The sequence below is a fragment of the Endozoicomonas sp. YOMI1 genome (assembly GCF_024606345.1).
Lineage (GTDB): Bacteria > Pseudomonadota > Gammaproteobacteria > Pseudomonadales > Endozoicomonadaceae > Endozoicomonas.
In genome coordinates this window covers 1-19,903 of record NZ_JAHHPM010000597.1, presented here as the reverse complement: position 1 = coordinate 19,903, position 19,903 = coordinate 1, and the positions used below count along the sequence as shown (strand labels likewise).

At 46.3% G+C, this 19,903-nt stretch carries 13 protein-coding genes; 2 read left to right on the top strand and 11 right to left on the bottom strand.

The features are described from left to right. Positions 1-148: 148 nt before the first annotated feature. From KDK15_RS20750 to KDK15_RS20715, 8 genes are all read right to left on the bottom strand, one after another. Complete coding sequence (locus tag KDK15_RS20750; RefSeq protein ID WP_257297307.1) at positions 149-565, bottom strand: type II toxin-antitoxin system VapC family toxin; 417 nt, start codon at positions 563-565, stop codon at positions 149-151. Then, positions 562-786, bottom strand: coding sequence for a hypothetical protein (locus KDK15_RS20745; RefSeq protein ID WP_257297306.1), 225 nt, complete (start codon positions 784-786; stop codon positions 562-564). The genes KDK15_RS20750 and KDK15_RS20745 overlap by 4 nt, the downstream gene beginning before the upstream one ends. Before the next feature lie 421 nt (positions 787-1,207). Further along, on the bottom strand, positions 1,208-1,741 hold the full coding sequence (locus tag KDK15_RS20740; RefSeq protein ID WP_257297305.1) for a hypothetical protein: 534 nt from the start codon (positions 1,739-1,741) through the stop codon (positions 1,208-1,210). A gap of 241 nt (positions 1,742-1,982) precedes the next feature. After that, a complete protein-coding gene (locus KDK15_RS20735; RefSeq protein WP_257297304.1) occupies positions 1,983-3,770 on the bottom strand; it encodes a sodium:solute symporter family protein in 1,788 nt (595 codons plus the stop codon). Between the two features lies 1 nt (position 3,771). Then, positions 3,772-4,053 carry a DUF4212 domain-containing protein gene (locus tag KDK15_RS20730; RefSeq protein ID WP_257297303.1) on the bottom strand — a complete coding sequence of 94 codons (282 nt, stop codon included), beginning with the start codon at positions 4,051-4,053 and terminating at the stop codon, positions 3,772-3,774. Positions 4,054-4,251: 198 nt separating this feature from the next. After that, complete coding sequence (locus tag KDK15_RS20725) at positions 4,252-7,755, bottom strand: hypothetical protein (RefSeq protein WP_257297302.1); 3,504 nt, start codon at positions 7,753-7,755, stop codon at positions 4,252-4,254. Positions 7,756-7,986: 231 nt separating this feature from the next. Beyond that, positions 7,987-8,742 carry an enoyl-CoA hydratase-related protein gene (locus KDK15_RS20720; protein WP_257297301.1) on the bottom strand — a complete coding sequence of 252 codons (756 nt, stop codon included), beginning with the start codon at positions 8,740-8,742 and terminating at the stop codon, positions 7,987-7,989. A gap of 143 nt (positions 8,743-8,885) precedes the next feature. Further along, the gene (locus tag KDK15_RS20715; protein WP_257297300.1) at positions 8,886-9,761 is read right to left on the bottom strand and encodes a hypothetical protein; all 876 of its coding nucleotides are present in this window, start codon (positions 9,759-9,761) and stop codon (positions 8,886-8,888) included. 313 nt (positions 9,762-10,074) lie between these two features. On the opposite strand from KDK15_RS20715, the gene KDK15_RS20710 reads away from it, so the two are divergent. Further along, complete coding sequence (locus KDK15_RS20710; RefSeq protein ID WP_257297299.1) at positions 10,075-13,149, top strand: DUF4116 domain-containing protein; 3,075 nt, start codon at positions 10,075-10,077, stop codon at positions 13,147-13,149. Between the two features lie 36 nt (positions 13,150-13,185). Here KDK15_RS20710 and KDK15_RS20705 read toward each other — a convergent pair whose 3' ends face one another. Beyond that, positions 13,186-14,691, bottom strand: coding sequence for a S1C family serine protease (locus KDK15_RS20705; RefSeq protein WP_257297298.1), 1,506 nt, complete (start codon positions 14,689-14,691; stop codon positions 13,186-13,188). A 240-nt stretch (positions 14,692-14,931) separates the two neighbouring features. Between KDK15_RS20705 and KDK15_RS20700 the strand changes: the two genes are divergently transcribed. Continuing rightward, entirely contained in the window at positions 14,932-15,843 is a 912-nt protein-coding gene (locus KDK15_RS20700) for an HAD-IIA family hydrolase (protein ID WP_257297297.1), read from the top strand. A gap of 106 nt (positions 15,844-15,949) precedes the next feature. Here KDK15_RS20700 and KDK15_RS20695 read toward each other — a convergent pair whose 3' ends face one another. Together KDK15_RS20695 and KDK15_RS20690 are read right to left on the bottom strand one after the other, a co-directional pair. Then, positions 15,950-18,568, bottom strand: a complete 2,619-nt coding sequence (locus KDK15_RS20695; protein WP_257297296.1) for a hypothetical protein — start codon at positions 18,566-18,568, stop codon at positions 15,950-15,952. Positions 18,569-18,768: 200 nt separating this feature from the next. Beyond that, entirely contained in the window at positions 18,769-19,755 is a 987-nt protein-coding gene (locus KDK15_RS20690; protein WP_257297295.1) for a hypothetical protein, read from the bottom strand. Positions 19,756-19,903 lie beyond the last annotated feature (148 nt).

Genomic DNA, 19,903 nt, shown 5'->3' with positions numbered 1-19,903 from the left:
GTGCAGGTCTTACCTTTTATGCCATCATTTGAACTTTATCCACGCAACTCGTTGCAGGCTTCTTACACTGATTAACCGCTTTTGCTTTTCTTATCTAACGGATTGGAACTGAGTCCAGTTAGCACGCATGAGAAACCGGGGTTGGATCTCAAGGCTTTAACAGCGTCCCGGGCTCAACGGCTATCTCTGGAAATTTGTGCAACAGTTTTTTATCCCAGGTGACCAGCGGGCAGTCTAATGTTTCTGCCAGTACCACAAATAACACGTCGTAGGCTGGGTGTTTTGCATACGTGGCTACTTCCAGTGCTCTGAACCATAATTGCTCACTGCTGGTTACTGACGTTATCAGGGCTTCGGCTCTTTCGGATGCCTGTATTGCCTGTTGCAGGCTCAGCTGCTGATGGGTTACCCACTGCCAGGCAACATTACAGAACTCGGCCCGGAACAGATCAGGCACATGGATGTGCTCAATTTTTTCCAATACGGCTACGGCTTCCTGCCGGTGCACGGGTTCATTAAACAGAGCATAGGCAAAGACCATGGTATCGATAACGGCTTGGGTCATGGTCGGCCCTTATGTCGCCAGGTGTCTATGTCTTCGGCTGAGGTTTCCGGCAACTCTTTCCAGCTGTTTTTTATAGCTTTAATCAGGTCAGACTTTTTCTGATAGCGGGCTTCAAGCAGCTCCCGAACCTCTTGCTCCATGGAGCGGTTGCCTGCTTTGGCACTGGCTTTTAATCGTTCTATCAGTTCGTCTGGCAGGTTACGTATGGTCAGGGTGGCCATGAATTTTGCTTCCTTGAGAGATGTGATCTATTACCAATGCTAGCATATTGCTAGCAAAGTAATGGTTTTATTCAGTAAGCTTTTTTTCCCGGAAAACCGAGGTCTTGATGGAAGTCAAGGAAAAACGAAAAATAGCGGGCCGGTTGATTTTTGCGCGAGTATAACCGCCTGATTATGTAGACTTGTTCTAATAGCTTCCGGTCGTCGTCTATCCAGGGCATTATGAAGCGCATCCAGGAGGCTGTCCGAGATTAGCGCCCGTAGCGAGGATGGCAGAAAATTGAGGATAAAAATTTCTGATTCTGAGGAGAATAGTGGGGCTATTTGACGAAGAAGCAGGAATTTTTAGACCAATTTATCGCAACCGCAGGAGGGCAGACTATTCTCGGACAGCCTCCTGGTTATGAATCCCATGGATGGGCTAATTGCTCAGCTCCGCAATGGTTCTTAAGGTTTCCAATACACCTCGGGCAGCCTCCCGGGCATTGTCATTCACCAGCTGGTACCTGCGCTGAAAGAGGCAATTCAATGGCCGATCATAAACCGGCCTCATCTCGTCATGAATAATGTTATGGTTCTGATAGGTCAGATAACGGGTTTCCAAAATGATCCCATTAGCCGGGCCACCCAGTTTACACATCGCCTGACCTGGCTGAATCTGCTGAATACCCTGGGAAAAGGTATCATAGCTGAATGAACGCCTCAGTTCATTCAGTCGCCAGTAAGTCGAGTCATTCACGATATCCACTTCAACCCCATCAACCGTCAGCTTGAACTGGCCTTCCTCATTCGACATCACATTAGGATCAATCTCAGTACCGTAGAAATTAACCTCTTTAACCACCTCATCGTCAAGATAGTGCTTCATACTTAACAACAACTTATGGTGATCATCCACGGCATTGGCCAGTGCCGACAACAACAGCAGAGATAGACAAATAGTTCTTGAAACCACGCTGGTTACCCCATAGGCAGAATATAACAACTGGCAGTTTAGACACCTATAAAGCACTTAAGTTCTGTATTCTGGAAAATGAATAATGAATATAGGTTCAACACAGTAATTGCCAGAAAATGAAACCGCCTACGATAACGCCGGCTTACTGCAACAGAGTCAACCAAGATCAAAGAATCCACAAAAAAAAAGCCGCTTTCCAACGGAAAGCGGCTCAGGGTTGCTCATCTGCCGAACGACTTCATACCCGGACCGTCTCACCCTCCTCAACGGGCTCTGATGCTTTCCCATCACGACGGGGAATACGAATATCATCCACCAAATTCTGCACCGCTTTGGGCGGTGCTTCCGTAACATGGCAAACCACCAGAGAGACCGCAAAGTTGATCAACATACCCAGGGTACCAATGCCTTCTGGTGAAACTCCGAACCACCACTGTTCCGAAGTCCCCCCCAGGAATTTGAAGTAGATAATATAAGAAGCCGTAAACAGCAGGCCTGTCACCATACCGGCAATCGCACCTTCACGGTTCATCCGCTTGTAGAAAATACCCAAAAGAATCGCGGGGAAGAAAGAAGAAGCCGCCAGACCGAAGGCAAAGGCCACCACCGAGGCCACAAATCCCGGCGGGTAGACGCCTGCCAGACCTGCCACACCAATAGCGGCAGCAGCAGCAATACGGGCAGCCAGCAATTCTTGCTTATCCGTAATGCCTGGCATCAGATTCCGCTTCAGCAGGTCATGGGAAATGGAGGTAGAAATAACCAGCAGCAAGCCAGCAGCGGTGGAAAGGGCCGCAGCCAGACCACCAGCAGCCACCAGTGCAATGACCCAACCGGGGAGGTTGGCGATTTCAGGGTTGGCCAGCACCATAATGTCGCGATCAACATACAGTTCATTGGCGTTGCCAGTCTGGTTATTGCTGAGCAGTCGCTCGCCGCTGTCACCCCGGGCGTCAATAAACGACGGCTTACCTTCAATCGGAGCACCCGGGCGATACTGAATTTTGCCATCGTCGTTTTTATCGACCCAGGCCATCAGGCCAGAGTTTTCCCAGTTGGCAAACCACTCAGGCAGCTGCTCATATTCGGCTTCAGAAACCGTCTGCAGCAGATTGATACGGGCAAAACTGGCCACCGCTGGCGCTGTGGTGTAGAGCACAGCAATAAACAACAGTGCATAACCGGCAGATTTACGGGCATCACGCACCGTTGGGGTTGTGAAGAAACGCACAATAACGTGGGGCAAACCCGCAGTACCGACCATCAGAGCCATGGTGATAAAGAACACGTCAATGGTGGACTTGGAACCATCAGTATACTGGGCAAAGCCCAACTCCTGTGACAATCCATTCAGCTTCTCCAGCACCGAGAGACTGGTCCCCTCCACATGACTGCCAAAGCCCAGCTGTGGGATTGGGTTGCCGGTGATCATCATGGAAATAAAGATCGCGGGCACCAGGTAGGCAAAAATCATCACACAGTATTGCGCAACCTGGGTGTAGGTAATGCCTTTCATGCCCCCCAGCACGGCATAAACAAAGACGATACCCATCCCGATCATGACCCCGACGTTGATGTCCACCTCCAGGTAACGGGAGAAGACAATACCAACACCGCGCATCTGTCCGGCAACATAGGTAAAGGAGATGAAGATAACGCAAATAACAGCAACAACCCGCGCCGTCTGACTGTAGTATCGTTCAGCGACAAAGTCCGGTACTGTGAACTGACCAAATTTGCGCAGATAAGGCGCGAGGCACATGGCCAGCAACACATACCCCCCGGTCCAACCCATCAGATACATGGCCCCGTCACGCCCCATAAAGGAGATAATACCGGCCATGGAAATAAAGGAGGCCGCCGACATCCAGTCCGCCGCAGTTGCCATACCATTGGCGACGGGATGAACACCGCCACCAGCCACATAATAGTCTTTGGTTGAGCCGGCCCTGGACCAGATAGCGATACCGATATAGAGCGCAAACGATAACCCGACAAAAAGGAAAATCAGTGTTTGAGTCGCCATCTCACTCTTCCTCCTGAACGTTGTATTTTCGGTCCAGGCGATTCATCAACCCGATGTAGACGAAAATCAGAACCAGAAAGGTATAGATGGAACCCTGCTGGGCAAACCAGAAGCCCAACGGAAAGCCGAAAAAGCTGATTTGATCCAGCTGGTCCACAAACAGTATGCCGCAACCAAATGAGACGGCAAACCAGATCACCAGTAAGGAAAGTAATATCCGTATATTCTCCCGCCAGTAGGCGGCAGCTGCACTTTGATTATCACGGGAAGGATCAGCAGACATGAAAAGGCGCTCCTGAAATTATTATTGTTTTTCTTATCTTCAGTCACTGAGGACTGTGTGCGTTTCTCACAGTAACAAATGTGGGGACATGAGCATCTTAGACTTTAGGCTAATAACGGTGTTACCACTTTCTATCAATCTCAGATCTAAGCTACGGTGAATAAATGAAGTAAAGTCAGGCTTACAGCCTCTCTTAAATTAAGGCAGGTTCTTGGAAGCACTATTCTCAGCCTGCTCCTTAAGATAGCTTTCAGCCGTTAGCAGAATAGTAGTCAATGATTTATCAGAGCTATGCCCTGGCAATAGAGATGATAAATATTCATGTAGTGCCGCAATTTTAATCCACCTCTTTTGAGATGGATTCAAACTTTTCTCAAATTTCAGTTGGTCCAGAAAATCCATGCTTCCATTTTTTGTACCCAAAAGAGAGCAGACTTTACCAATTAACAGCTTAATTAATTTCACTTTTCCATACGTTGTTCCTCCGAGAAAAACAGTATTTATTCTTTCACTAGCCATTAAATATCCAATAGCGTTAAATTCTCTTCTGATTCTAATCACCCTTTTTGTGTCACTCTGATTTTCAGAGAGTTCAGAAGCACTTGCTGTTTCAAATAAATTGGGAAACTCTACTGCCATTAAGTCGCAATTACCTTCTTCCGCAACCCCGCAATCATTTTTTTCAGTATTCCTGACAATGAAAAGCCTTGCAGCGGTAATAATAGCCAAAGGCTCATCAACAACCTGCTCACCAGCAGCACATAATATTTGAAAAAGATAATCAAGCACATAAGAAAGTGTCAGGGCTCTTTTATGTGTATCATGCAAGCCGGGGAGACCTGAAACATTATTGTGCATCAGATAGATGTCAAGCTCATTTGGACGTTTGGAAATCTCACAGATTTTCTCTATAGCCTGTTTGAGAATCTTTAACTTTCTACTGGCTTTCGCTTTGCTTGCTACATCCAGTGTCCATATACCCTGAATCACCATGGAAAGCATCTCGATTGCAACCTTGAATTCATTTTTTTCGATGTTTCTTCTTACTGAGTTAGCCTGCTCTGCCAAATCCGGTGCGGCAGTATTTCCAGAAGGTATGGAAACCGTCATAAATCGTTGTTTCTTTATCGAAGAGTCCAAAAAATCCCCGTCCAGTTCTGCTCGCTCTCTTTTTAGAGGAAACGAGCTTTGAACTCTACCACTTTGAACAGCCTCTTTTGCCATTTCCGGAAACCTTTTCTTTTCAGGTGTTGTAGCTCTGACCGGGCTATAGTCTTGAGAAAATACGTGTGAATCAATAAATTTTTCCTCACATTGTAATTCAGGATCCATTGATTCGTATGAATCTGATATAGTCAAAGATGCACCGGGGGATCTCTCTTCACTTGAATCCAGCACCGATTCAGCTTTTGTGATAGCAGCTATAGCAGCAGAAGTTTCTGGACAAGATTCACCCGATGGTAATAGTGACTTATCTTCGGCTTCCGATGTATCTGAAACAGAATCATAGCAATTTCTCTCATTGTCAGCAGAAGCCAAAAGTAATGGTTTTGGAAAAGTCATGACAATCCTGTTAAAACGCCCAGGCTCAGTCATAGACTCTCTGACTTCAGTCTTAATATAGAAACATCGGGTATCCCTATAAATGGGCTGTCCCTCAAATACAGGTCCTGGCAGATACTCTGGTTCTCTGTAGACCCTTTCACCAAAGTGAAAGGGAAAGTCAGATCGTCCGGTCTTTCGCAATAATTTCAACCGGGCATCGAGCCGTTCAATAACATAGCCAACATCCCGGCGAAACCACAATCTTCCCACGTCGGAACTGGAGTCAAGATAATTATTTAAAAACTGACACCAGCGCCACAGCAGTTGATTCGTATTCATAGTCATTGCTTTTGGCCTTATCCCCTTCAGCCAAACTGATAATTCCTTGCTTAGGTTCCACCACTTTAAAACAGCATCTTCAGGCCATGTATTTAAATCAGCTTCCATGGTAATAAAGTTTTTGTACCGCTTTAACATTTTCAAATCATTGCCATTAATTTCGATATCTAAATACATCGAACTATTTAGCCAGTGATTTATCGAATATTTTGTGACTTTTTCAAAATCAATTTTTAAAATCCTGATAAATAAAGGTGTAAAATTTCTGATCAGATCCTTCCACATGGCAAATGCCTTACTGGTTTTACATAAGGCAGCCATATTAAAAGTCTTATCAGTTTCCGGGTCAAGGAATCTGTGCCTTAGATAATAGTCCTTTAATGTTAATTTTTTGGCATTACTGACAATAGTTGTTTTTTGATGCTCCGAAAGAAGATCCTGACTTCCTTGATAAAATTTCAGAAGAACAGCTGGCAATGATGTTAATGGTACACTGCCTACTTTTATATTTTCCGGTAGCATCTTTGCTTGCTTACCACAGGTAACCGAACCTTCTGTATTGAAGGCCTGATAATCAACCAGAGAAATATCCGAATGAACATCTCCCAACAGTTGTATAAAAAATGGGTCAAGCCCATTGCGCTCTTTTTCAAAAGACAGTAACACTTTAAATGCAGTCATTGAGCAGCTGCTAAAATCTTTCTGAAGATACCCAGAAGCTGGTGGAGTCAAAAAATAGAGGCTATTATCATGAATATTTTTTACTGCACCTGATATGGCGTTAATGATAAAATTTCTTATATCTGCAGCCACAGCACTTGTGGGCTGTATTGTCTCATGCAAATAAACAACAATTTTATTCCCTGCCTGAATAAATCTGACTGCAATCATATGTGAAGCAGAAGCATTCACAACAAGTATACTGAATACGGCCTTACCCCTGCCATTTGCAACATTTTCAGAAACATATTTTTTTAACGATCTTAAAGAGTTTTCATCATTGATATGGCCACAAGAATAGACAGCAGGGCAGATTCCATATTTTCGTTTTAGCATAGAGAGTTCTTTAATTGCTCTAACCGGAAGATGGTATTGACCATTACTTATCGATCTATCATTAAAATCCAGCCTCTCCTGAAGCAGAGGATTCATCTGAACCGTTCGTTCTTCATTATGATAAATAGCCACTTTATCCCAGTAGGGTAAACCCTCCTCTGAAGATTTGTATTCCAATACCACACCTTCACCGGGTGATAATGCGATGAATTGGCCATCCCTGTAATGAAGATTAGTCTTGTTGTGAGTTGCTGCATATGGATGATACACCCCAAGATAACTGCCCTCCTTAAGTTTCTGGTTTGTTGAGCAGTTCACCTCTTTTTCATCGGAATGGTCAGAGATTGCATCAAGCACAACAACAACTGAAGCTGCATCCAGATTCTCTAACTCTCCCCTGCCTTCCATTGTTGTTAAATCAACATTGTCTGCCATCATCGGCTCAAGGTAAAATCTTAATTCAGGATTACTATTTTGATCCAAAACTGAGGTCATTATTCGATCAATAGACCAAAAATGCTTTTTAGAATTATCAAGATAAGTTATTCGCCCCACGCTGTGCCGTTGCTCTAACTTTAATAAAGGTAAAGGCGGCAAAAGTGGATCCCGAATTTCATTGGGAAGCCGAAAAACATTATGCAACAAACCGTCAGTCACATAACGTGATTTAAATTTCCCAATGTGCGTTTTTAAAATGGTTTCATCCGCCAGAACCGACTTTTCCAACGCTGTTATTGGCTGTATAGCTAACTCAACAGGCAAAACGCTAAGTCTCCTGAAACATTATCGAAAATAACACATTTTAGATAAGCCATTTCTCCATTAGTTCACTTTGAAATTATTGATACTGCATTTGGGAGTTAGAAAGTTCATGATTTCATTTGCTTAACTACTTACTGGCAGCTCCCGCGTTCTGGCTACCAGTGACGATACCATGGCAAACAGAATCCCTTCCCGGGCATCACCATAACCACGCCTTCTCAGTAAACCTGACTACGACTTACCGGAAAAAAAGGCAGCCATTACCTGTCGGGCTTCTTCGGACACCATTCGCTCAGCAAAGATAATCGCTTCATCATCAATGCGTTGCTGAACATCGCTGCGACGGGTCCGGGTAATCAGCTGCTTGGTCAGCAACAGCGCTTCACGGGGCTTTGCTGCCAGTTCTTTAGCCTTTGCCCGGGCAAATTCAAAGACTTCTTCATTGGCAATTACGGCATTAGCAATGCCATATTCATGGGCGCGCTGAGCATCAAAGAAATCACCCAACATCAGCAATTCTGAAGCCCGCTGCCGCCCCATAATATCCGGCAACAGCAAACTGGAGGCGGCTTCCGGTACCACTGCCAGATTCACAAAAGGCAAACGCAGGCGGGTGTTTTCACCCACATAAACCAAATCACAATGGAGCAGTAAAGTCACACCGATACCCACCGCAATGCCACTGGCTGCTGCCACAATCGGTTTTTTCTGTACCGCAAGCTGACGTAGCACTTTTATGGCTGCTGGTTCTTCAGCGGTATCCCGGGTCAGAAAGTCTTTTAGGTCGTTACCCGCAGTAAACATATCGGGCTGGGCAGCAAAGAGAATAACCTTAACACTGTCATCCTGATCAGCGGCGATCAGTGCTTCAAGAATGGCAGCGTACATCGCTGTTGTCAGCGCATTCTTTTTATCAATGCGGTTGAAGCGGATCGTCAGGATACCATCCTGCTGTTCGATCAGGATATGATTCTGCTGATCTGACATAACTCATACTCCCCTAAAACTTTTTTATCATTATTCTGTCGTTCATATTCTATTACAGCTGCTGCTCAATTGGCAGTATGGAGAATAACCATTCCCATTCGGTATTGGTTAGCGGGAATTGCTGATTGTTTGTTCATATAAACTTATTGTACCTCTGCATAAAAGGGATCACTCTGGTAGCGTTCCCTTACACGCTCTGCAAACGGGCTCTTTGCCAAGCTGCCATTTGCGATTACTCCTACGCTCCTTTTGAAGCTCCCTTCTACGCTTTGCGTATTCGGGATCATTCTGGTAGCGCTCCCTATGGTACACCCTCTGGTACTCCCTATCGCGCTCTTGGTAAGCGGGATCTTTGCGCTGCTCCTTTCTGACATTCCTTCGGTATTCTCCCTTTGGTGCTCTATGGAAAGAGGATCTTTACTAAGCTTCTCTGTGCACTCCCTTTGGGACTCAACTATTAAAGGGTGACCATCAGTAATCTCTTCTGTTTGGTTCGTTTGGTTATCACTTGTCGTTTGGTTCAGGTTCGGGACAGTGACTGGTGGTAAATGTTGTGGGTTAAAGGGTACAACAGGAAGATCAGTTAACTGATCATCTGTATTGGAATGGCTCACTGGTGTTGGCTCCCTGATCTCAGGCTCGCTCCCCGATAAGCATTCCTGCTGAATAAAGGGAATGCCTGATGTTGATGAAAGCGTACCATGAACGGTTTCATTACCAGAATTCCCGGGAACATTTTCATCAGGAACTGATTGTGATGTGTCAGGAGTATCTGCAGGAGCAGTAAGTTTTAGAAAATCAATATTATACTTATTCAATGAATTAAAAGAATCAGCTTTATGTTGGTTCATATCTGATTGACTATGGTAAACAGCAGAAGGAGAGTCCAGCGTCTGAACAGGTATTCCATGATATGTTGGCTGTTGTTCGCTTTGACACGTTTGTTCTTTTAAGTCTGGTAAGTCAAAGTAAAGATGAGAAAAATCGAGATTGAATGAAGATAAGTTATAGATACCCATTGAATTACAGAATTGTTGAATTACAGCTTATGACCACTCTTTGATATAAAAGTTCCTCCCTGACACAACCTACTCAATATTTATGTCAACCAAACATAAAAATTTGTTACGGCTACTTATAATAGCGACATAAAAAGCTTGGAAAGCCAGCGACTTACGGATGAGTAAAATGTCGGTGGCCGCGTTTCCCGGCTGCCCCTCTTTTTCCCTCGCTATTTCCAGATGAAACTCTGACTTCTGGAACTTTTTACTCACTTTCTGGTCAAAACTAAAAATATAAACAGAAATTTTTTATAACAAGGTAATCAGTAAAATGAATATTTCAGGGAGCCCATCTTTTTCCCCTGTTAATCAAAATCCGGAAGATGCCCGGAAACATCATCCCGGGCTATTGGACCACAGGGATTCCTTAGGTCAACACTGGCGCAAATACTTTGTTAAAGAGGCTTCAGGGGGTTGTGAACAGGTCGGCTTACCCGTCAGAAATACGCCTTATCCTTCTGCCAATGCTGAACCCCCTATGGCGTGGTCTCGTGTGCAAGCCTGTCCCGGTGCCACCCATGACTTGCCACAAGGCAATCTTGGTGATGAATTAAAAGCATTGCTGCAAAGAGTTGCCAGGTGCATGGACAAACGGCAGCCATTGCCAATCACTGACTATAAACCATTTATCCAATATTTCGGGGAGTTCCCCCCAAACATCGACCCGGATCAGCTTGATTCTGAGGATTATCTGATAAAAGTTAAAAAAGACCCTGATTATATAAGACAAGTCCCCAAGGAAAAATTAACGCCAGAATTGTGTGTTCTGGCATGCAGGAAGGATCATTACGGAAATTGTCGGTATATACCTGTAAGCATGAAAACCGATGCATTGTGTCGAGCTTTGGCACTTGAAGATCGTGAAACGCTTGCTTATGTACCTGATAAAATAAAAAAACTATGGCTGAATGATGGCTTTTTTGACTTGCTCCTTGAAAAATACGACGAGGTTATTCGCCACATTCCCCAGGAAGCAAGAACTGATGAGCGTTTTGAACTTGCCTGCAAAAAAGATCCAATCGTGCTGAAAAATTACCCAGAAAACAAACCCATTAGTGAATATTTATTAACCATTGCAATCGAACGTTTTGGTTCTTTGCAATTTTGCCCGGACCATAAAAAAACAGCAGAAATCTGTGAATTAGCCTGTCGGCGTGATGGGTCAGCATTAAAGTATGTTCCTGAAACACTGAAAACCGCAGCTTTATGTCAAATCGCTGTCGATAACCATGCCAAAGCTTTTGAATACATCCCAGAAACGATCAAAACATTCGAGATGTGTCTGGCAGCCGCTAAAGGTGGCCAACGCTTCAGGGAGCTTCCTGAATTTTTAACGGAAGCACAACGGATGGAAATTTACCGTACTGCATGTATTTTTGGAATGCGGACATTGAAAAATGTTCCAGAGCGATTTATAACCTATGATTTCCTCGCTTCAGTCATTACCAGCAAGAAACACAGTTACTCCCCTCTCGCTTTTGCCATCGATAAGAACCTTTCTTGTTTTGTGGATTATGATAAAGCCATTGAACTGTATTCGTTAGCCCTTGGCCTGTCACCCGATGCACTGGAACATGTGCCCGAAAACATAAGAATGGGAGCCATCCTTGATGCGGCCTTAAATAAAGATTTGTCGGTACTGAAATATGTTCCCCGGAAAAACCTGAGTTTCAGGGAGCGTTGCCTCCAACCATCAGTCGCAAAGACGGTCAAACCAGCTGATATAGACGATGAACGCCTGTTGTTCGAATTAATCCGGTATAACAAAACACCCTATGTGCCAACGAATGTTCAATTGAAGTTTTTAACCTCTTCCGAGGTCTCACTGGAAGACAAACTCAGCTTCATTGAATCATTGGATGCCCCGACTTACACCTTCCCAGAGGAGGTCATCGCGGCATCACTGATTTGCCAAAAGTCTCCTTTACAGTTTTCCCGTACCAATCTGTTTTTGTTACCCCTGATTTCAACCGCTCACCAGGTCACCGGATTTGCGCTGCCCAATGCCGCTGACGGGGAGCACATCACCCGGTATATTGCCGGGCATATGCCTTCATCATTCAGGCTGCAGGATGTCCCCGAAGAGCTTAGCCCGGAAAACGGCTCAGCAGTCCGGATTGTCGGTGGGCGGACGATGCAATGTCTGCAAGCCGGTGGCCAGGCTACCTACTTTAAATTCCAGAGAGTCGGCGAACCCCTTGAGACGCTGGCCAGGGAGGGCCTGCTTTATCAAGTTATCGCTGATACTCCGGGGCAGGCATTCAAGAGCGAGCTACCGAAGTACCAGGCCTTTATGCAACTCCCCCTGAGCGAAGGTCTGCTGTGTTTGATTGGTCAGTTTGATGACCCGGTGGAGATCACCGAAAGCCATGGCCAGCGGTACATCAAGGTCTTTTCCTATACAGCTCCTGTCGCCTACGCCCGGTATGCCCATTCGCCAGAAACAGCAGATGAATGCCCCTGGGAGCGCCCGGAGCAGGGCATCCTCAAGGCCTGTCACGATGCCGGTTACATGACCAGCATGGGGCTGGTGCCAACCAGTATGCTGCCGTGCCTGCACGACACAGAGTCCGGCCGAGGCTGGGTCGCCTTGCATGCGGCCATGAGTATGAGCTATGACAATATTCACGCTGGCACACTGGGGGCATGGAATACTCTTGCAACCGATAAGATTGATTTTGGGTACTGTGGCATGCGTGACCTGGGTGATTACGAAATCTTTGGCAATATCCAGAGTTGCTTACGGCAGAAAGACACTCTGGACCATTGCTATCCACCTAAAGTCTCACAGCGCATAGCCCTGGCCAATAGCATCTGCGAGATCATTGTAGCGGCGGTACTGGTGCGGTCACGTTTACGCCAGGGGGGTGCCGGTTATCACTACAAAAACCCTCTGGCGCTCAGGGAAACGGCGACATTTGTTGAATCCGCCTGCAACGGATTCCTGTCGGGACTGATGCCTTCGTCTGGTACACTTAATCACCTCCAATCCCTCCTGGATCGCGAAGATCATGAGTACCAGGCATGGCTTGGTCGGGTAGCGCAGGAAGTACTCTACTGGACGGCACTGCAGCCGGGTGAGCCGGGCTTTGAACAGCTCCCCGAAGGTGAATATAACCCGGCCGACTGTTACCTGAATCATATAACAAATGATAAACACCTCTGTGACACGCTCTATCCTATTGGTGCTTACACAAAATTAAGCGAGAAAGAATTTTTTAATTGTGATGGACGATTAAATCTTGGTAGCCAGAGCCACACATTTCCACTGATATCGTTAATGAACGGGCTGACCAAAATGTGTACTGGTATATTGGAGCAGCTGAATCATTCAGGCGAGCGTTGAAATAAATTAACTTTCAACGCTAATGCCGTTAAACATTCATGACTTTCTCACTTTTGCAGGAATTGCCATCTGCAGCTCTGCATTTTTTTTACGGAAGTTTTTAGAACGATCATGCTGAATACCGTTAAGCCACATGACCTCCCCATTAACAATATCTGCCAGGTGAATATTCAGGACAATTTTCTCCAACCCCTTGTAGCCGGTGTTGAGTTCCAGAAAATCCTGCTCTTCCGATTCGATCAAGTGAACCAGCTGCCTGAGGTTTCTGACTTTTTCAGAGCCAACACTGTCAACCCTTCGCAGAAAGATATTGTGATAACCCCGGTTGGCCTCATGGGGAAGGACTTTCAGGATAACAACCACTTCATCTTCATCGGCAAACCGGAAATTATTGAGCAATACAGGCGTAAGGCCTGCATAGGAAATCAGGTCATGGCCAGCCCCCATCAGCAGCTCTCTGGTCACTTTGGTAAACACCAGACCCTGATAAATAAAGTATGAAGGAGCAGACTGACCATCAAAGCCGAGCAACAAATCATTATTGACCGGCTGAGTGAGCGTAACCGTCAGATCCAGCTCCTGCTTGTCACGAATAACCCGGACACCAAGCGCCTCCCCAACCTGCCGTGAGTGAACAACATAATCCATGGAAACCCGCTCACTGCCCCGGAACACGATGGTTTTATCATGGCCAACGGCATACCCGTCCAGTTCCAGGATAACATCATCCGGCTGCAGCACACCGTCAGCCGCGGAACCCGGTATGACATGGCGAACCAGAACGCCCTTGTTTTCTTTTACCCCATAGACAGTTTTAAAAAAGCCATTTTCAAGCTCTTCCGTTTCAATACCAAGGCTGGGAACCCCACTGTAATGACCATCAGCAATGTCCTGTAAAAAGTGTCTTATGATATTAACCGGCACAATATGGGCGATATTGCTGGCTTCGAAAGGACTGTAACCCTGCATTAACACACCAATGATCTCTCCATTAACCACGGCAGGGCCACCGCTATTGCCCGGGTTACTGGCGGCATCAATCTGACCTGCGAGAAATGAGAAGCCGGAATTACTGTAAGGTTGATATTCCAGACGGGACAAAACCCCCTTGGTCGCACTGATCGTATCGCCACCAATGGGGTAGCCAAGCAGCATCAAATCCGTTTGCAGAGGAGGAAGCTTACCCAGGGGGATAGGGGTGGTACCGCTGAAAAACAGCGCTTTCTCATGGTCATGGAAGGGCACCAGCAAGGCCAGATCCAACTCGTGGGAAACCCACAAGGGCTTGAGCTTATAACGGTCCGTCTGACCATTTTTCCTGCCTTCAATATACGTATGAGCACTGACTACATGGCTGTTGGTCAGCACAACCCTCTGGTCACTGTCTGGCAGCTGGATAATGGCACCGGATCCATACTTCTGCCTTGGGCCAAGGTTGCTCCATGGATTCTGATGGTCATACTGGTTAAATGAGGTATAAATTTTGATGATCGAATCCCTGACGCCCTGATCTCCCGAATAAACCGGCAGGGGATCCATCATTACCGGACCTGCCGTATTTCCATATATCGAGATTGCAAGCAACAAAAAACAGACGGCTCTAACAATACAATTCAACCTCACAACCAAACACCTCAACGGCTAGAGAAAGAATACTTCAAGCTAGCACAAAAAAAATATCCTGCTTGACCTGTGAAAGGCTTTATAGACATTTACCTGTCGGACATCTGATATAATCAGATGCATTGAATGACGTTCATTTTCAGCATCAGGCAGCGCTCCATGATTGTACTTTCTCCCGACTCTTTGAACGAGCTATACGCCCGTCATCTTGACTGGTATCCAGCCATTGCCAACCCACAGTCTGCCCCTGAGTTTATCGATGGGCTGGCAGATATCATGGGGCAATTTGACCTGATCCTGCTGGATTCCTACGGTGTCCTCTGCCGTGGTAGCTCGCCCATTGCTGGCGCTGCTGAGGCAATACAGCAGCTAAGGGCAAACAATATCCCATTCTGCGTTGTTTCCAACGATACCCTGACCAACCGATCCGTTGCCGCAGAAAAGTATCAGGCCCGTGGGTTTGATTTCACCGCAAATGAAGTACTGACCAGTCTTGATATCACTGAACAGTACCTTCGAGGGCTCACGAATCGTAACCGTATTGGTGTTATTGCACCGATGGAGCACCCTTCCAACCACCTGCTGGAAGGCATGGTCCGGCTGAATGGCTGTAATGGGGAGATCCCGGAAGGTATTGATACCCTGCTGTTCCTGACCGGTGCAGGCTGGACAGCAAAAATGCAGGAGAACATGGTCAATACGGCCAATGGGCGTCAGTTTGAACTGATTGTCGGCAATCCGGATATCGGCGCCCCCCATGGTGATCACGTCACCGCAACACCGGGTTACTTTATTGCCGACCTGGTAGAACAAACGATTCAAAAGGCAAAACCGATGCTGTTCGGCAAACCCGACCGCGCCATTTTTTCAATGGTAATTGAGCAACATCGGATTACCGACCCATCCAGAGTCCTGATGGTCGGGGATACGCTTTATACCGATATTCTGGGCGGCAATGCCATGGGATTCAAAACATTGCTGCTGCAATGTGGGGTTTACCAGAATGAGGATATTATGGCAGTCATTGCCAGCACGGGCATAAGCCCTCACTATATAGCGCCTGGTCTCTAAGGAACGGCCCTTAAATAACTTCCACATTTCTACAGACGCTATCCGCCTCCCGCTACCCGAAAAGCCGGAACCGCTTGTGTTTTTGCGGGAAGCGGTTAGTGATTGATTATTCATCATCCATGCCCAATTGTTTTTTATTATTCAAATCCAATGGCTCTTCATTATTCAAACCCAATTGCATGGTATCCAATCTTTTTAATGCTTGACTAAGTTCTGCATGCTTGCTTTTCAAATCAGCAGACTGTCTTTCATGTTTAGCAGACTGACTTTCAAGTTCATTCATTTCATTCTGAATGTCCTCCAGATCAACGCCTTTGCGTCTGGCTTTATCAAGCTTTTCCTGACACTTTTTAATGGATTTTTGAACAGAGGCATGTTCCTTATCCTCAGCGACATATTGCTTCTTTATAGCTTCACACTCCTGCTTTGGATTTGGATAGCGTTTGAGCAGCTTAGTATCCATATCCAATTGAATTTTATAATACCTGTTTAATGCTTGACGAAAATTCAAATATTCCTGTTTAGGCTCATCAGATTGATGGACAATCTTAGCAGACTCACTTTGCAGAGAATTCATTTTATTCTGAATATCCTTTAGCGGCTTGTCTTTGCTTTTGGCTTTATCAAGCTTTTTCTGACATTCCTGAATCGATTTCTGAACAGAGGCCTGTTGCTTATCCAAGTCTAAACATTGCTTCTGAAGCCAGGCGCATTGCATCTCCGGATCTTGATAGCTTGTGACAAGTTTAATCTGATCATGCACCGGTTTCATCGATTCTGTGAGCGCTTCGGCCTTGGCTAACACTTTTTTCTGCCTGCGTATATCAATACCATCCTTACCGTTTTCCTGGTAAGCGTCCTTCGCTTTTTTTAACTGTTTTCTGGCATCCTTTAATTGTTTACACTGCTGCTCATATTCCTCTGCCCTTGGTTCAAGATTTGTACCTAAGCGCCGTTCCCGGGCATTAAGAGTATCCAGTAAACCCTTCATATTTTTTCTGAAGGCCGGGTGCCATAGCGTTTCATTTGAATAGCGTCGAAACGTTTGTGAGAGATGTTTTGCCAGCCATTTAAGCCTCAATCCGCCACTGAAACCCTGCATAAATTGCGGATCTTTCAGGCTTGTCAGCTTTTCCAGATACTCCTCGTCTTTGAGATGCTCCATATCATCCAGCTTGTTCAGATACTCCAGGTCATCTGGATGTTCCCGATCTTCCCGGTAATCCACTGCTTCCAGGTGCTTTTGCATTGCCGGGTGATTTTCCAGATGTTTCAGTGCTGCAGAAGGCTGCATTCCTATTGTTTCAATTGCCGCTTCTAGCGCAGAAACATACGCACTATCTTGAATATATGGATCAACCATTTCCTCACTATCCTGATGATCCAGAATATTCAGTTCCTGAAACAACGTAGCTTTTAATGTCTGGATTCGCTGCTGTAAAGAATCAGTTTCTTCCATTATCTCCTTCGCCCACTGGCTGTTTTGCAGTGCTTCCTTAAACAAATTTTTAGCTGCAACATAGTGGCTGGCAGTAGATAACGACACTTCAGACTTAAGGTTTTCCACCAGCTTAAGAGTACCTTTGAAATCTCCTTCAACCTTTGCCATTACAGGATCCATTACAGCCTCTGGTTCCGTTTCCGGTGTTTTTTGCTGGCGTCGTACAGGGTGAAGCGGTCTTTTTTGGTGAATAGCCCGGTCTACAATTTCCTGAATAATCTTACCCGTTCCCCGGTTTACCGACTCCACGCCTTCTTTCCAGGGTTTCAGTTTCAGTTCCTGTTTCAGTCTCTTTTTTCCCTTCGAAATGCCCATGGAGGCCTTGCCACTAACCAGATAATGTTCAATTTCACGGTCATCATCATGGATATTTTCGGCATACACCTCCTCAAGCCTGTCAAGCTCTTTTAAATAGTCGCTTTCCCTTCTGCCTCGATATTCATCAAGTTTTTCTATTGATTCAGCCAGGCGCTGACAGCCATCAAGCAACACATCATGATTTGGAAGCCAGGAGGTTTGCACACCAGGGTTAGAGTTCGCCGGTTGACTGGCCCCTACTTTATCAATGCCCGGTTTTGGCCTTTGCCGCTTACTTTTGTTGGCTGCCGTTTTTGGAGATTTTTTCAGAGACTTGGCACTTTTAGGCCGTGCCGGTAGTGGACGCCGTTTTTGTAGATCTGGAGCATACGCCCCGGTTTCTGATAGGGCGGCTGACTCTTTCTCTTGAATGACCGAGTCATTTAACGAGTTCGCGTCACCCTCAATACCGCTATCGTACTCTTTCTCTTGATTGCAGGCTTTCGGAGAATGGGGTGGGCTGGCAATACTTTCATCATCACTGATACCGGAATCCTCAGCAATACTGGCTAGTTCTGCGCTTATCTTGCTGTCTTGATTTTTGCGATCCGGAGCAGAGAGGTCTTTTTTCAAACCCTCTGCTTCATCACGATTTTTTTTCCGTCTGCGTTCTCTGGCAGCACTATTGCGACCTGACAGGCGGGTGCTATCTTGTTCCTTGATATCTCTATTTTCGATAAGCGTATCAGTTTTTTCACCAAAACCATCTTGAGGTGCCTGACTCTTTTTAGAGACCTTCCCAACCCTGGCAACCGGTGTCCCCCGGTATCTGGCGTTATTACTTTCTTCAGCAGGCTTGACGGTGCCAACTTCACTGCTCGGGGTATTACCCCCAACCGGTCTTTGGCCTTCAATCCCTGATGGCATGTTTATATCCTGTGTTTTATTGATCAACGCTTGACTTCTGTTCTCCATCATCGGCTGAAATCAAATGGAATTCATACTCAGAGCAGATTTCACTGGTAGAAAGTGTCAAAAACATCAGGAAAGTGTATTGCATTCCATACGCTCCAGTTACAGCCTTCCCCCAGACTACACATTTTAGTATGGCGTGGTTTTTCCGCCGGTCAGACCCAGGTCTCGGCAATGGCCTCTACATAGGTTGGGAGCCGCCCCCGGGTTGCCTGCTGATAGGTTGGTAACTCCGTTGCCTGCTGGTAGTTAGGTAACTCCATTGTCTGCTGGTAGTTAGGTAACTCCGTTGCCTGCTGGTAGTTAGGTAACTCCGTTGCCTGCTGGTAGGTAGGTAAATGCATTGCCTGCGGGTGGACGGCCAGCTGAGCTTCCGACCGTTGGCCAGGACGCCCTGGGCTGGCTGGTCGCACTATGTCATCCTGGTGCACATCAATTGGAACAGGCTGGTGGGGATATCTGAAATAATGCGGCTGTTTTAAGGCCATTTGTATAAGCTGACAGGTTGAGGCTTCAGGGTTGCTACACCGCATGGCCTTAACGCTTCGATAAACGGCAATGCAGTAATAAGTAGCTGCGGATGCGCAGCATATACCCGCAAGCCCCCCAAAAAAGGGAGCCGCACGCAAGAATCTATCAGACGAAGATGTGCCCCCGGTCCTGCTGTCAGAGGGCGATGCCTGTGGGGTGGATGCTGTGGTTACAGAATGACACTTCCCACTTTCCGGGATGCATTTTTCACCGCTGTCGCACAGCACTTCTCCATCGGGACACGTCTGATTACCCGTAACCAGCATGGGTAATGCCGACAGAAACACCAGGCTCTCTTTTAATCCCGGACAGACGAGACCAATCTCCGGTGAATCCATTACTTGCTGAAAGGCAAAACCCGCTACACTGCGCATCAGGCTGTTGCCAGCCTGAATAGCAGCTTGAGTGAACTTGCAGACTCGATAATCAGACAGTGTGCATCCCCGGGTCTTGTTGCCCGGGTATGCTACCGGGCTGGCAGGTACCGTCGAGACGATTCTGCCATCAGCGGTTCTGCTCTTGTAACTGCTACAACTGCAACAAAAAGTATCCCGGGAAACGGTCTGTGGGTTGGACGGGGATGATTGAAGTTGACGGGAGATCGGCTGCATAGGTGTGAGGGCCTGGATAGAGTGGATTTCTGAGCGATCTTTTGACCATCCGATAACAGTTAGGTTCACATGATTTTTATGGCTCCGGGGTGATGGGATAAAATATCGACAGAGCCACTAAGGAGAAGTTGCATTTGTGGGTATCAAC

Excerpts from the sequence above, each read along its gene's own strand:
- KDK15_RS20750 (WP_257297307.1), bottom strand. The coding sequence starts at position 565 with ATGACCCAAGCCGTTATCGATACCATGGTCTTTGCCTATGCTCTGTTT.
- KDK15_RS20745 (WP_257297306.1), bottom strand. The coding sequence starts at position 786 with ATGGCCACCCTGACCATACGTAACCTGCCAGACGAACTGATAGAACGA.
- KDK15_RS20735 (WP_257297304.1), bottom strand. The coding sequence starts at position 3,770 with ATGGCGACTCAAACACTGATTTTCCTTTTTGTCGGGTTATCGTTTGCG.
- KDK15_RS20730 (WP_257297303.1), bottom strand. The coding sequence starts at position 4,053 with ATGTCTGCTGATCCTTCCCGTGATAATCAAAGTGCAGCTGCCGCCTAC.
- KDK15_RS20720 (WP_257297301.1), bottom strand. The coding sequence starts at position 8,742 with ATGTCAGATCAGCAGAATCATATCCTGATCGAACAGCAGGATGGTATC.
- KDK15_RS20715 (WP_257297300.1), bottom strand. The coding sequence starts at position 9,761 with ATGGGTATCTATAACTTATCTTCATTCAATCTCGATTTTTCTCATCTT.
- KDK15_RS20710 (WP_257297299.1), top strand. The coding sequence starts at position 10,075 with ATGAATATTTCAGGGAGCCCATCTTTTTCCCCTGTTAATCAAAATCCG.
- KDK15_RS20705 (WP_257297298.1), bottom strand. The coding sequence starts at position 14,691 with ATGATGGATCCCCTGCCGGTTTATTCGGGAGATCAGGGCGTCAGGGAT.
- KDK15_RS20700 (WP_257297297.1), top strand. The coding sequence starts at position 14,932 with ATGATTGTACTTTCTCCCGACTCTTTGAACGAGCTATACGCCCGTCAT.
- KDK15_RS20695 (WP_257297296.1), bottom strand. The coding sequence starts at position 18,568 with ATGCCATCAGGGATTGAAGGCCAAAGACCGGTTGGGGGTAATACCCCG.
- KDK15_RS20690 (WP_257297295.1), bottom strand. The coding sequence starts at position 19,755 with ATGCAGCCGATCTCCCGTCAACTTCAATCATCCCCGTCCAACCCACAG.